This is a genomic window from Streptomyces sp. NPDC058195 (genome assembly GCF_042883525.1).
Classification (GTDB): domain Bacteria; phylum Actinomycetota; class Actinomycetes; order Streptomycetales; family Streptomycetaceae; genus Streptomyces.
The window spans coordinates 115750-129352 of the sequence record NZ_JBHVVM010000007.1; the positions used below are offsets into that span (position 1 = coordinate 115750).

A 13603-nucleotide genomic window follows, 5' to 3' on the forward strand; every position below is an offset into this window, starting at 1 on the left:
GATCTGGTCTGTGCGCGTAGACATGCGCTGATCCCACCACCCCGGAGAACCCACGATCAAACACCTTCGAGACCGGCCAGCGACAACCAACCGTTGTGAAATTAGGGTGGGAGTGTGGATGTTGAAGCGATGCGGACGTTCGTGGCCATCGCCAGGACCGGCCAGTTCCAGGCAGCGGCGGACGAGGCCGGGATCAGCCAGCAGGCGGTCTCCAAGCGGATCGCGGCTCTGGAGAAGCGCCTCGGGGTCACACTCCTGGTGCGAACCTCGCGCGGCTCCCGGCCGAGCCTGGACGGGCAGGTCTTCCTGCCGCACGCCCAGAAGATCCTGACTGCCGTCGAGCAGGCAGAGCAGGCCGTGCGCCCCGGCAGCCGGCCCTTGCGCGTCGATGTCCTCAACCGGCGCATCGCTCCTGCCCAGGCCGTCTACCGGTTCTACCGCTCCCACCCCGGGATGAGCCTGGACACGGTCGCGCTGAGCAACGAGAACGCCGCCCAGGCCGCCCAGGCGGTGCTCGAAGGAACCGTCGACGTGTCCTTCCGTGCCCTGCCGGTGGACCAGATCCCCTCCGGGCTCAGCGCCGAACGGCTCCTGGACGGACCCCTGGAGCTCCTGGTCGGCCCCGGCCACCCGTTGGCGGACGCGCCCTGGGTCAGGCCCGCGGACCTGACCGGCCACCGCATCTGGATCCCCGGGATCAGACCCGGCACGGAGTGGGCGGCGTTCTACCAGGCGCTGTCCGGGGCCTTCGGTCTGAGCATCGACGCGCTCGGCCCCCACTTCGGTGACGAGGCCCTGATGGACGCGCTCGCCGACTCGGTGTCGCTGGCCACCCTCGTCGGCAGCGGGGACCGGTATGTGTGGCCCCAGACCCACGACCTGCGGCGCGTCCCGTTGCGCGGACCGACCCCGGTGTACACGCACGCGCTGCTGTCCCGCACCGGAGACCAGCACCCCGTACTGACCGCGCTGCGCGACCATCTGCGCACCTCAAGGCCGCGCACCCCGGACGAGGTGTGGGCACCGGACTGGACAGACCGCTGATCAGACGGCCGATTCGACGGACACACCTCAGCCGCACGGGCGCTCATCCCCAGTGCTCCTCCTGGTAGCGCAGGAGGTCGTCGCCGTGGAGTTGCTTGGTGGCGTTGCCGACCCTGACCCAGAAGTCGGTGGCACCGTTGCCGCCCTTGGCGGACTTGGCGAACACGGGCCTGCCGGCCGCGGCAACGCTGATCTGGCAGACGACGTTGCCGGAAATCTCGGGGAAGCGTACGCGGACGGTGGTCGCTGTCGGCGTCGACAGACTGCTGTCGAGGAGTTGGCGTACGAAGAGCTCGTACCCGTCGACGCTGGCCTGCGACTCCAGAGTGGTGAGGTCGTTCTCGATGCCGAGGACAGTCCCGTCGTCGGCGACGCCGATGTACAGGTTTCCGCCCTCGCCGTTCAGGAAGCCGCAGACGGCCTTGACGATGTTGTGCCGCAGGGACTTGTCGGCCTGCCGGGTGTGCACGTTCCAGCGGGCGCTGGCCTTGAACTCGGTGCCCTGGGACTCGCCGGCGGCGATCATGTCGGAGGGGGTGGCCGGGACGTACGCGGGGCGCTCCCCCGTGAGGGTTTCGAACGCTTCCCGCACGACCTTGGCGATCAGCTGGCGCCGCCGTTCCAGGAAGGTGAAATAGTCGAGCTGCTCCCAGCCCACCGGGAGGGCGTGCCACCGCACCTGCCGCTCAAGCACCTCCGGGGCCATCGCGTCCGTGATTCTCGGCCAGTATTCATGGGGTGCGTCGGTGCGGGACAGCTCATCTGCCGGCCACGTCACGTAGGCCATGTTGGCGATGGCATGGACCTGGCGCCGGTCGGTGATCCCCCGTCTGGCGAGCGTCTTGCGGTGGAAGAGGTTGTCCCGGTCGACCGCCTTGGCGGGTTTGACCGAGGGGTCCAGCAGATCACGGATTCGCTGGTCGCCGAGGAGCATTTCGGCGTCGAGGATGTTGAGCGCCGCCTGGTAGGCGAACAGCACCGGCGAACGCGACGAGGACGTGTCCAGCCGGTTCGGCAGGGAGATGTCCCAGTAGTCGCCGGTGAAGTTCGCCGCGATGATCCGGTCGAGTTCCGCGGTGAAGGCCGGGCCGTCACCGGGCGGCAGACCGCCGATCCGTCCCAGGTCGAACTCCATCTGCGACTCCGGTGAGTTGGAGTACCGGCCGGTGGTGTGCGCCATGAAGAACCACCGTCCGATCACGGGACGGAGCTCATCGGCCGTCAGCCCGAAGTCGTGGCGTCCGATCAGCCAGATCGTGTAGCTGTACAGCAGGGCGTTGTCGGAAGTGATCATCTTGCGGCTGCGGAAGCCGGCTGCCGTGACGCACTGGAAGAACTCGTGCCAGCTGGTCAGGTCCAGGACCTTCGTGTGTGCCTGGGCGAGCCGGTCGAACTGCTCCTGCCGTCGGGCGGCGGTCACCTTTCCGGTTTCGAGGTCCTTTCCTCGCAGGACGCTGTAGACATGCTGCAGCCGGGCGCGCCGGAAGGCGACAGCGACGGCTACGCGCAGCAGTTGATCCGGCCTGGGGTCCAGAAAGGCGTTCCGGGGGCTCGGACCGGGGAGCCCCGCGATCACCGCGTCGCGGCTGAAGTCTTCGAGCTGACGGCGGCCCTTCTCCCAGTGCACGGACATCAGGGTGAGGATGAAATCGGACTGGTTGAGCTTCACCCCTTCGGAGTTGATGCGCACGAAGATGTCGGCGACCTGCTCCTCGTCGGCCGAATCCTCCAGCTCCACCACCTGGAAGCGGAATTCGTGCAGGTCCCGGACCCTGTCGATGCGTTCTTCGAGCTCATCCTTGGCGGCGTCCGACAAGGGCTGCCCGCCGGCCTGTTCGAGCCGCTGGAGGAACCGCCGGACGGTGGACTTGTGACCGCCCTGGGCCCAGAGCGCGGTGATGTCCGCGATGAAGTGGGCGTCACGCTCGATCGCCGCGTCCGTGACCTCGAACGTCTGGTCCTCCGGGCGGAACGCGATGCGCACGTTGATCTCGTCGAAGGACTTGGTGACGATCTTGCGCCCGGTGAGAACGGCGAACAGGGCGGTGAGCCGCTGCTGCCCGTCAACGACCAACAGCTGGGGTGCGCGATCGCCGGCTTCCGTTCCGATCCGCCGCGTCCCCACCTCAGCGCCGGTCTCCCAGAACATCAGCGTGCCGATCGGGTAGCCCCGGTACATCGAGTCGAAGAGGTCGCGGGTCTTCGCCGCGGACCAGACGAACGGGCGCTGGATGTCAGGCAGCCCGATACGGCCGCCTTCGATGTTCTCGATCAGGTGCCGGAGCGTGTATCCAGTGTCGCGGTACAGAGTGGGTGGCACGGCCGAGGGCTCCTAAAATCCGAGGGCAACTGGTCGGCGGAAGCGGTCAGAGCACGGGAACAGCATCAGGTTTCTACCACGCGGACACGCCGCGACGCAGGGCCGATGGCGCTCGCCGCAACGAGGAACGCATAGCGGCCTGACCCCAACTAGGCCGATTTTAGGGGTCCATGAGGATGAGCCTCGCCGGACGGCATCGCCATGTGTCACGCGGATTCGCCGAGAGGCCCTCGCACGGCACGTTTCGCCCGGACCGCGGAACCAAAACGACGAACGGTGCCTTGAGTGGGCGTGAGGGGCGTGCTGTGGCCCTCGTCGCGATCAGCTCGCTGCCGCGGCCGACGTCCCGGCTCAGTCCCGGTCGTGCGCCGTGGGCGCGGATGGCGCGAAGCGGACCGGGGCGCCGCTGCCGATCGCCGGGGCGCCGACCGGGGTGCGGGGCGTCCCGGTGACGTCCCGGGGGTCTGTCCTGCGCCCCTTCCTTGAGATCTTCCCGGCGGGCCGGTTCACCGCTTCACCGGCTCACTGGGAAGATCTCCGCACCCCGCACGGTTAGTAGAAACGTGAACGATTTTGGTGTGGTCACCGCACGCGAGGTCGAGGTCGTCGTGATAGGCGCCGGACAGGCCGGACTGTCCAGCGCCTATCACCTGCGGCGCACCGGCCTGGAGCCCGGCCGCGACTTCGTCGTGCTGGACCGTTCCCCGCACCCGGGCGGCGCCTGGCAGTACCGCTGGCCCTCGCTGACCTACGGCAAGGTGCACGGCATGCACGCCCTGCCCGGGATGGAACTCACCGGAGCCGACGACAGCCGCCCCTCCTCCGAGGTGATCGGCGCGTACTTCGACCAGTACGAGTCCGCCTTCGACCTGCGGGTCCATCGCCCCGTGGACGTGACCGCGGTGCGGGAGGGGGCCGACGGCCGGCTGCTGGTGGAGAGCTCCGAGGGGACCTACGCCACCCGGGCCCTGATCAACGCCACCGGCACCTGGGACCGGCCGTTCTGGCCGCACTACCCGGGCCAGGAGACCTTCCGGGGGCGGCAGCTGCACACGGCGGGGTATCCCGGCCCGGCGGCCTTCGCCGGGCAGCGGGTGGTGGTGGTCGGCGGCGGCGCCTCGGGGACGCAGCATCTGATGGAGATCGCCGAGGTGGCGGCCGAGACGTACTGGGTGACGCGTCGGCCACCGGTCTTCCGGGACGGGCCCTTCGACGCCGACCGGGGGCGGGCCGCGGTGGCGCTGGTGGAGGAGCGGGTACGGCGCGGGCTGCCGCCGCAGAGCGTGGTGAGCGTGACGGGACTGCCGCTCACGGAGGCGGTGCGCCGCGCCCGCGAGACGGGGGTGCTGGACCGGCTGCCGATGTTCGACCGGATCACCCCGGACGGGGTCGCCTGGGACGACGGCCGGACGGTCCGGGCGGACGTCATCCTCTGGGCCACCGGGTTCCGGGCCGCGATCGACCACCTCGCACCGCTGAAGCTGCGCGAACCGGGCGGCGGCATCCAGGTCGAGGGCACCCGGGCGGTACGCGACCGGCGGGTCCACCTCGTCGGGTACGGGCCCTCCGCCAGCACGATCGGCGCCAACCGGGCGGGACGGGCCGCGGCGCACGCCCTCGGCCGGCTGCTGGACCACCCGGACACGAAGGCACCCGTCGCGCTGTAGCGGAAGCGCTCGGACACCGTGGCACCCGTCCCCGGTACAGCGTGGGAGCCCCCAGGCACGGCGACGCCCTTCGCGGAGCGACGGGCGGGGCGCTCAGTCGCTGGGCGCCCCGCGGCGGTTTCGGTTGAACTCCTCGACGTTCCGCTGCTGTTCCGTATAGCTGCTGGTGAAGCGGGTGTCTCCCGGCGCGACCGTGACGAAGTACAGCCACGCTCCGGGGGTGGGGTCGATCGCGGCCGTCATCGCCTGCTCCCCCGGGTTCCCGATGGGCGTGGGCGGCAGGCCCTTGTGCTCGTAACTGTTGTACGGGCTGTCGATCTTCGTGTCGCCCGTGGTGGTGTGCAGGGTGCTGCGGTTCAGCGCGTAGTTGAGCGTGGAGTCCATCTGGAGCGGCATGCCACGGCGCAGCCGGTTGTACACCACTCGGGCGACCTTTCCCATGTCGGCCACGGTGTCCGCCTCGGCCTGCACGATGCTGGCGATCGTCACCGTCTCGTACACCGACACACCGTTGCGCCGGGCGCCCTCGGTGATGTGGTCCGCGCCGAACCGTCGCAGCGCGGTGTCGGCCATGTACCGGAGCAGGCTCCCCGGGGTCGTGGCGGAGGTGACGGGGTACGTCGCCGGGAAGAGGTAGCCCTCGGGGTTTCCCTTCGCCTCGGCGGGGAGCGGCAGGTCCGCCGTGCCGGCCGCCTTCTCGGCGGTGCCGGGCTCGGCCACGAGGGCCTTGTCGACCGCCGCGTACACCTGGGAGGCGCGCCACCCCTCGGGGATCACGAGCGAACCGGCCCGTTCGGTCCGTGGCTCTCTCGTCAGCAGCGGTACGAGTACGGCGGCCGCCACGGCGAGGACGAGCGCGATGCCGATGAACAGCGCCGGGCGGCCGCGCCAGGCCGGACGGGTTCTGCGGCGGGGCCGTGCGCCCGGAGGCTCGTTCACCATGCGGGCACGCTATCCCGGCGCCCGGAACCCGCCCGGGACGACACGGACCCGCCTCCCGCCCGTCACCTCTCCCCCGTTCCGTTCCCGCCCCCTTCCGTCAATGGAACATACGAACAGGGGATCGTGTGTTCGCTGGAACGCGTGATCGTTCCGTCATTCGTTGCTCAACTCCCTTACGGCGCAGGATGATTACAGGGCGCTAGCGACGGGCTGCAGACCGCGACGGCGCTGTCCCGCATATGCATCACGCACAAGGAGAAACACCGACATGAACATCCTCACCAACCTGCTCGCCGGCATCGTCCACTTCGTGGGTTGGCTCGTCTGACCGTTGCTCCGCACGGCGCCGTCGTTCCCCGTCCCACGGGAGCGGCGGCGTCGCCGCGTTTCCGGACCGATGCGCGCGGGCGTGCGCGCGGGTCCGGGCATGGCCGGGGCCCGTCAGCCGGTCACGGGGACCGGATGCGTCTCCCGGCCGACCAGCGCGGCGTAGCGGCCGTCCTGCCGAAGCAGCTCTTCGTGGCTGCCGCGCTCGGCGATGCGGCCGTCGTCCAGGACGACGATCTGGTCGGCGTCGCGGATGGTGGAGAGCCGGTGCGCGATGGTGAGGGTGGTGCGGCCCTCGGAGAGCGCGTCGATCGCTTCCTGCACCGCCAGCTCCGTCCGGGTGTCGAGGGCGCTGGTCGCCTCGTCGAGAACCAGGACGGGCGGGTCACGCAGAATCGTGCGGGCGATGGCGAGCCGCTGCTTCTCACCGCCCGAGAAGCGGTATCCCCGCTCGCCGACCAGGGTGTCGTAGCCGTCGGGGAGCGAGGCGATGTGGTCGTGGATCTGCGCCGCGCGGGCCGCCGTCTCGATCTCGGCGTCGGTGGCGTCCGGCTTGGCGAAGCGCAGGTTGTCGGCGACCGAGGCGTGAAAGAGGTAGGTCTCCTGGGAGACCACGCCCACGGCCCGTGCCAGGGTGTCGAAGTCCAGATCGCGCACGTCAGCACCGTCGAGCGTGACGCGGCCGCCGGTGACGTCGTAGAGCCTGGGCACCAGGTAGCTGAGGGTGGACTTGCCGGAGCCGGTCGCCCCGACGAGCGCGAGGCTGCCGCCCGCCGGAACGGTCAGATCGATGCCGCTGAGGGCCGGGCCGCTCTTCTCGTCGTAGCTGAAATCGACGTTCTCGAAGCGGATCTCGCCGCGTATCCGCTCCAGGCGGACCGGATTGACGGGCTCGGCGATCTCCACGTCGAGATCCAGGTACTCGAAGATCCGCTGGAAGAGCGCCAGGGACGTCTGCATGTCGACCCCGGTGGAGAGCAGGCTCACAGCGGGCCGGAACAGGCCCTGCTGGAGCGAGACGAAGGCGACCAGGGTGCCGAGGGAGACGACGGCTCCACCGGACTGGAGGGCGAGCCCCGCGGCCCAGTAGATGACGGCGGGCATGGCGGCCATGACGATGCCGATCGTGGACATCCGCCACCGCCCGGCCATGCTGGAGCGCACTTCGAGGCTGACGAGCTTCTCGGACTCCTCGGCGAAACCCCTGGTGAGGGAGTCCGCGCGGCCCATCGTCCGGCCGAGCAGGATGCCGCTGACGGAGAGCGATTCGGTGACCGTGGCGGCCATGGCGGCCATCTGCTTCTGGCGCTGGGTGGTGATCCGCTTGCGCTCGCGGCCGACCCGGCGGCTGATCCAGACGAAGACCGGCAGCAGCAGGAGCGAGACCAGGGTGAGCCGCCAGTCGAGCGCCACCATGGCGACGACCGTGGCGATCACGGCGGTGAGGTTGGAGACCAGGGAGGTCGCGGTGGAGGTGACGGTCGCCTGCATGCCGCCGATGTCGTTGGCGATGCGGGACTGGACCTCGCCGGTGCGGGTCCGGGTGAAGAAGGCGAGCGGCATCCGCTGGAGCTGGGCGTAGACCGCCGTGCGCAGGTCGTGCATGACGCGCTGGCCGACCGTCGTGGAGAGGAGGGTCTGCAGGACGCCGAAGACCCCGGTGGTCACGGCGGTGAGGATCATGCCGAGGGCGAGCAGCGACAGCAGGCCCGTACGCCCCTGGGGGATGGCCGTGTCCAGGATCTCGCGGAGCAGGAAGGGCGAGGCGACCGACACCAGCGAGGAGGCGCCGACCAGCAGGCCGACCAGGGCGAGGCGGCCCCGGTAGGGGCGGAAGAGGCGCAGGATGCGGCGCACCTCGGCAGGCGGACGGTCGGCGTCCCTCGGCGGGGGTGTCCAGTCGATCCGATCGGGTTTCATGGGCTCCTTCGTGGGATGCGCGGCCGCCGTGGCCCGGACCGGACCCGAGTGGAACGGGACGGGGCCGGGCGGGGACGGCCAGTGGATTCGCGAGCCTAGCTCATTGTTACCTATACTCACAATGAACAAGATCCTGATATTGTTCCCTCCATGGAATCCTCCGACGCCGACGGCGTGCTCGCAGAGCAGCTGCTGCGGGTGACCCGCAGACTCCAGCGCATCCAGAGCCGCCAGCTGGAGCCGATGGGCATCACGCCCGCGCAGTTCCGGCTGCTGCGCACCGTCGCCCACTACGACGGCCCGCCCCGGATGGCCGATCTGGCGCAGCGTCTGGACGTCGTCCCCCGCGCCGTGACCACACTGGTGGACGGTCTGGAGGCGAGCGGGCGGGTGCGGCGCGCCCCCGATCCCGACAGCCGGCGGGTGGTCCGGATCGAGATCACCGAGGAGGGTCTCGCCACCCTCCGGTCGCTGCGTGACGCGCGCCGGGCCGCCGCAGAGGAGATCCTGGCCCCACTGACCGCCGCTCAGCGCGAGGTGCTCGGTGATCTTCTGACCGCCCTGGTCAACGGGATGCCGGAGCGCCGCTGCTAGACATGTCACGGCGTAGGTGCGTCCGCTCGGGTGACGCGCGTGCGCCGGTACACCGAACCGAACCGCCGAGGAGAGCTCGACATGCCACTGCTGGAGCCCAAGCCGGAAGCCCTCCGCCCCGGAGCGGCACGTACCCCGTCCGTGGACCGGGTGGCCGCCCGGCAGGCTCCGGGCACGCCGGAGCCGCTGCGCGGCGACCTCGTCGCCCTGCTCGGGCCGGAGAAGGTGCTGTGGAAGGTCTCCGACCTGGTGAAGTACGCCTCCGACGCCAGCCCTTACCGCTTCGTCCCGCAGGTCGTCGTCGTCCCGGAGGACATCGACGACATCTCGGCGATCCTCTCGTACGCGCACGGGAAGGGCCGTGAGGTCGTCTTCCGGGCGGCGGGCACCAGCCTCAACGGCCAGGCCCAGGGCGAGGACATCCTGGTCGACGTCCGCCACCACTGGGCGGGCATCGAGGTCCTGGACGACGGGGCGCGGGCCCGCATCCGGCCGGGCACGACGGTGGTGCGGGCCAACGCCGCCCTCGCCCGGCACGGCCGGCTGCTGGGCCCCGACCCGGCCAGTGCCATCGCCTGCACGATCGGCGGGGTCGTCGCCAACAACGCCTCGGGGATGACGGCGGGCACCACGCGTAACTCGTACCGCACGGTCTCCTCCCTCACCTTCGTCCTGCCGAGCGGCACCGTCGTCGACACCGCCGACCCGGCGGCGGACGAGGACCTGGCCCACGCCGAGCCGCGGCTGTGCGAAGGGCTGATGGCCCTCAAGGCGGAGATCGAGGCGGATGCGGGCCTCACCGCCCGTATCCGCGCCAAGTACGAGATCAAGAACACCAACGGCTACCGCCTCGACGCCTTCCTGGACGGCTCGACCCCGGTCCAGATCCTGCGCGGTCTGATGGTGGGGTCCGAGGGCACCTTCGGCTTCATCTCCGAGGTCGTCTTCGACACGCTGCCGCTGGACCGCCGCGTCTCCACGGCCCTGCTGTTCTTCCCGTCGCTGACCGCGGCCGCCGCGGCGGTGCCCCGCTTCAACGAGGCGGGGGCGATCGCCGTCGAGCTGATGGACGGCAACACGCTCCGCGCCTCGGTGCGCGTCCAGGGCGTTCCCGCGGACTGGGCCGACCTGCCTGGCCAGACCACGGCGCTGCTGGTGGAGTTCCGGGCTCCCGACGAGTCCGGCCAGGAAAGGTACGAGCGGGCGGCGGCGGCCGTGGTCGAGGAGCTGGACCTGGTCGCGCCCGTCGCCTCCGTGACCAACGCGTTCACCCGCGACGCCAAGGTCATCTCCGGCTACTGGAAGGCCCGCAAGGCGTTCGTCACCGCGGTCGGCGGCTCCCGGCCCTCGGGTACGACCCTGATCACGGAAGACTTCGCGGTGCCGCCCGCCCGGCTGGCCGAGGCCTGCGAGGCCCTGCTCGGGCTCCAGGCGCGGCACGGCTTCGACGCCGCCGTAGCGGGCCACGCGGCCCATGGCAACCTGCACTTCCTGCTCGCCTTCGACGCGGCGAAGCCGTCCGACGTCGACCGCTACGCCGCGTTCATGGACGACTTCTGCCGACTGACGGTGGAGCGCTTCGACGGCTCCCTGAAGGCCGAGCACGCCACCGGCCGCAATATCGCGCCGTTCCTGGAGCTGGAGTGGGGCCCCGGGGCGACCGAGCTGATGTGGCGCACCAAGCAGGTCATCGACCCGGACGGGGTGCTGGCCCCCCGGATCGTCCTGGACCGTGACCCGAAGGCCCATCTGCGCGGGCTGAAGACCATCCCCGAGGTCGAGGCGATCGCCGATCCCTGTATCGAGTGCGGGTTCTGCGAGCCCACGTGTCCCAGCCACGACCTGACCACGTCCCCGCGCCAGCGGATCGTGCTGCGCCGCGAGATGATGCGCCAGCCGGCCGGTTCACCGGTGGAGACACAGCTGCTCGACGCGTACGGCTACGACGCCGTGGACACCTGCGCGGGCGACTCGACGTGCAAGCTCGCCTGTCCGGTGGGAATCGACACCGGGGCGCTGATGAAGGACTTCCGCCACCAGCGGCACTCCCCGCGCGAGGAGCGGATCGCGGCGCTCACGGCCAAGAACTTCAAGGCGGTGGAGGCGGCGGCCCGGCTCGCGGTGGCCGCCGCCGCCCGGATCGGCGACCGGATCGGCGACGGGCCGCTGGAGACCGTGACCGCGCTCGCCCGCAAGGCGGTGCGCCCCGACCTGGTGCCCGAGTGGCTGCCGGAGATTCCCGGCGCCGCCGCCCGGAAGCTGCCCCGGACCTCCCGCACCGGAGCGCGCGCCGTCTACTACCCGGCGTGTGTGAACCGCATCTTCGGCGGCCCCGAGGGCCACCACGGTCCCTCGCTGCCGCAGGCGGTCGTCGCCGTCTCCGCCCGCGCCAAGAAGCCCGTGTGGATTCCCGACGATGTCACCGGGACCTGCTGCGCGACGATCTGGCACTCCAAGGGCTACGACGAGGGCAACACCGTGATGGCCAACCGCATCGTGGAGGCGGCCTGGGGCTGGACGGCCGGGGGCAGGCTGCCGCTGGTCGTCGACGCCTCGTCGTGCACCCTGGGCATCGCCCACGAGGTGGTGCCGTATCTCACCGACGACAATCGGGAGCTGCACCGGGAGCTGACCGTCGTCGACTCCCTGGTCTGGGCGGCCGACGAGCTGCTGCCGGAGCTGACGGTGCTCCGGAAGACCGGCTCGGCGGTCCTGCACCCGACGTGCTCCATGGAGCATCTGGGCGATGTGGAGCAGTTGCGTACGGTCGCGGAGGCGTGTGCCGAGGAGGTCGTCATCCCTGACGACGCCGGGTGCTGCGCCTTCGCGGGCGACCGGGGCATGCTGCACAAGGAGCTGACCGCCTCGGCGACGGCGAAGGAGGCCGCCGAAGTGAACGGGCGCGCGTACGACGCGTATCTCTCGGCCAACCGCATGTGCGAGATCGGCATGGACCGGGCCACGGGCCATACGTACTACTCGGTGCTGATGGAGCTGGAGCGGGCGACCCGGCCCAAGGCCGCGACGCGCTGACCGCCGGGGCCGGCCGGCCCCGTACGCGCCCCTCGTCCACACCCGCACGGAAGCCGGGCGGGCCCGCAGGCAACGGGCCCGCCCGGCTTCCGCGTACCTGTGCGCAGGGCCTCGGGCGGGCCACGAAAGTCCATGGTTTCGGCACAGGAGTCCAATCGTCCCCCTTGCGTAACGGCCGCCCCGACTACCAAGGTCTTCACCGGAGTTCATTCCCGAGCCGCGCACGTCAGACCCCCCTTACGGAGGATCGATGAACGACGCAGCACAGCAGAACGACGGAACGCACCACGGCGACGAGGGCGCGATGAGCCGCCGCTCGGCCCTCCGGACGACCGCCGGGGTGGCCGGTGCCGGTCTGGGCCTCGGCGCCCTCGGGGCCCCCGCCGCGAGCGCCGCCCCCGGACCGGGTGCGCAGGCCGCCGCGGACCGGGCCCCCGAGGTCCCGAAGCGCCAGGGCAGGACCATGGTGGGGGTTCCCTTCGAGCCGCGCTCCACCGTCCGGGTCGGCATCGTCGGCCTCGGCAACCGCGGCGGCAGCATGATCGACCTGTTCCTCGCCGTCGGCGGCGTACGGGTCGTCGCCGTCTGTGACCCGGTCAAGGAGAAGGCGCGGCGGGCCGCGGCCAAGGTGACCGCCGCGGGCCAGCCGACGCCCGCCGTCTACACCAACGGGGAGGACGACTACGAGAAGCTCTGCGAGCGCGGGGACATCGACTTCGTCTACGTGGCGACGCCCTGGGACTTCCACTTCCAGATGGCGAAGACCGCGATGCTGAACGGCAAGCACGTCGGTGTGGAGTGTCCGATCGCTCTCCAGCTCGACCAGCTCTGGGAACTGGTCGACCTCTCCGAACGCACCAGGCGCCACTGCATGCAGCTGGAGAACTGCTGTTACGGGCAGAACGAGATGCGGGTACTGCGCATGGCGCACGCCGGTCTCTTCGGCGATCTGCTGCACGGCGCGGGCGCGTACAACCACGACCTGCGCGGTCTGATGTTCGACCCGGGCTATTACGAGGGGCCGTGGCGCAGGCTCTGGCACACCCGGCTGCGCGGCGACCTCTACCCCAACCACGGCTTCGGCCCGGTCGCCAACTACCTGGACATCAACCGCGGCGACCGCGCGGTGAGCATCACCAGTGTGGGTTCCCCGGCCCTCGGTCTCGCCGAGTACCGCGCGAAGCACATGCCTGCCGGTGACCCCAGCTGGAAGGAGACGTACATCGAGTCCGACCGGACGATCAGTCTCGTCCAGACCGCCAGGGGCCGGGTCATCCGGCTGGAGCACGACGTCTCCACCCCGCACCCGTACTCGCGGATCAACAGTCTCGGCGGTACGAAGGGGGTCTTCGAGGACTACCCCGCGCGGATCTACATCGAGCCCGACCACACCGACGACAACTGGGGCGACTTCGCCGCGTACCGGGAGTGGGACCACTGGCTGTGGAAGGAGCACGCCAATCCGCCGGGCGGTCACGGCGGGATGGACTACATGCTGGTGTTCCGGCTGATGCAGTGCATGCGGCTCGGGCTGGTCCCCGACTTCGACGTGTACGACGCGGCGACCTGGACCTCACCGGTGCCGCTGAGCCATCTGTCCATCAAGGCGAAGGGCGCCCCGCAGCTGATACCGGACTTCACCCGCGGTGAGTGGAGGAAGGCCCGCTCCGGCATGGATTCGGAGAACCCGGAGAAGGCCTGACGGCGGTGCACGCGGGCGGGCGGCCCGGGGCAGGTGCCCCGGGCCGCCCGTCCC

General features: G+C 70.6%; 8 protein-coding genes. 5 read left to right on the plus strand and 3 right to left on the minus strand.

Annotated features, from left to right (window positions below; all coding sequences use genetic code 11):
* Positions 1 to 114: 114 nt before the first annotated feature.
* On the plus strand, positions 115 to 1044 hold the full coding sequence (locus ACFVWY_RS11505) for a LysR family transcriptional regulator (protein WP_389869958.1): 930 nt from the start codon (positions 115 to 117) through the stop codon (positions 1042 to 1044).
* Positions 1045 to 1087: 43 nt separating this feature from the next.
* Here the strand turns inward: ACFVWY_RS11505 and ACFVWY_RS11510 are convergent, their stop codons facing one another.
* Complete coding sequence (locus ACFVWY_RS11510) at positions 1088 to 3364, minus strand: DUF262 domain-containing protein (RefSeq protein ID WP_389869961.1); 2277 nt, start codon at positions 3362 to 3364, stop codon at positions 1088 to 1090.
* Positions 3365 to 3942: 578 nt separating this feature from the next.
* Here ACFVWY_RS11510 and ACFVWY_RS11515 point away from each other — a divergent pair.
* Positions 3943 to 5031, plus strand: coding sequence for an FAD-dependent oxidoreductase (locus ACFVWY_RS11515; protein WP_389869963.1), 1089 nt, complete (start codon positions 3943 to 3945; stop codon positions 5029 to 5031).
* 93 nt (positions 5032 to 5124) lie between these two features.
* Here ACFVWY_RS11515 and mltG read toward each other — a convergent pair whose 3' ends face one another.
* Positions 5125 to 5973 carry an endolytic transglycosylase MltG gene (gene mltG / locus ACFVWY_RS11520; RefSeq protein WP_389869966.1) on the minus strand — a complete coding sequence of 283 codons (849 nt, stop codon included), beginning with the start codon at positions 5971 to 5973 and terminating at the stop codon, positions 5125 to 5127.
* A 441-nt stretch (positions 5974 to 6414) separates the two neighbouring features.
* Positions 6415 to 8220: an ABC transporter ATP-binding protein gene (locus ACFVWY_RS11525; protein WP_389869968.1), complete on the minus strand. Its 1806-nt coding sequence runs from the start codon at positions 8218 to 8220 to the stop codon at positions 6415 to 6417.
* 150 nt (positions 8221 to 8370) lie between these two features.
* Between ACFVWY_RS11525 and ACFVWY_RS11530 the strand changes: the two genes are divergently transcribed.
* From ACFVWY_RS11530 to ACFVWY_RS11540, 3 genes are all read left to right on the plus strand, one after another.
* Positions 8371 to 8814 carry a MarR family winged helix-turn-helix transcriptional regulator gene (locus ACFVWY_RS11530; RefSeq protein WP_389869971.1) on the plus strand — a complete coding sequence of 148 codons (444 nt, stop codon included), beginning with the start codon at positions 8371 to 8373 and terminating at the stop codon, positions 8812 to 8814.
* A gap of 81 nt (positions 8815 to 8895) precedes the next feature.
* Positions 8896 to 11847: an FAD-binding and (Fe-S)-binding domain-containing protein gene (locus ACFVWY_RS11535; protein ID WP_389869972.1), complete on the plus strand. Its 2952-nt coding sequence runs from the start codon at positions 8896 to 8898 to the stop codon at positions 11845 to 11847.
* 250 nt (positions 11848 to 12097) lie between these two features.
* Complete coding sequence (locus tag ACFVWY_RS11540; RefSeq protein WP_389869974.1) at positions 12098 to 13549, plus strand: Gfo/Idh/MocA family protein; 1452 nt, start codon at positions 12098 to 12100, stop codon at positions 13547 to 13549.
* The last annotated feature ends 54 nt before the right edge of the window (positions 13550 to 13603 follow it).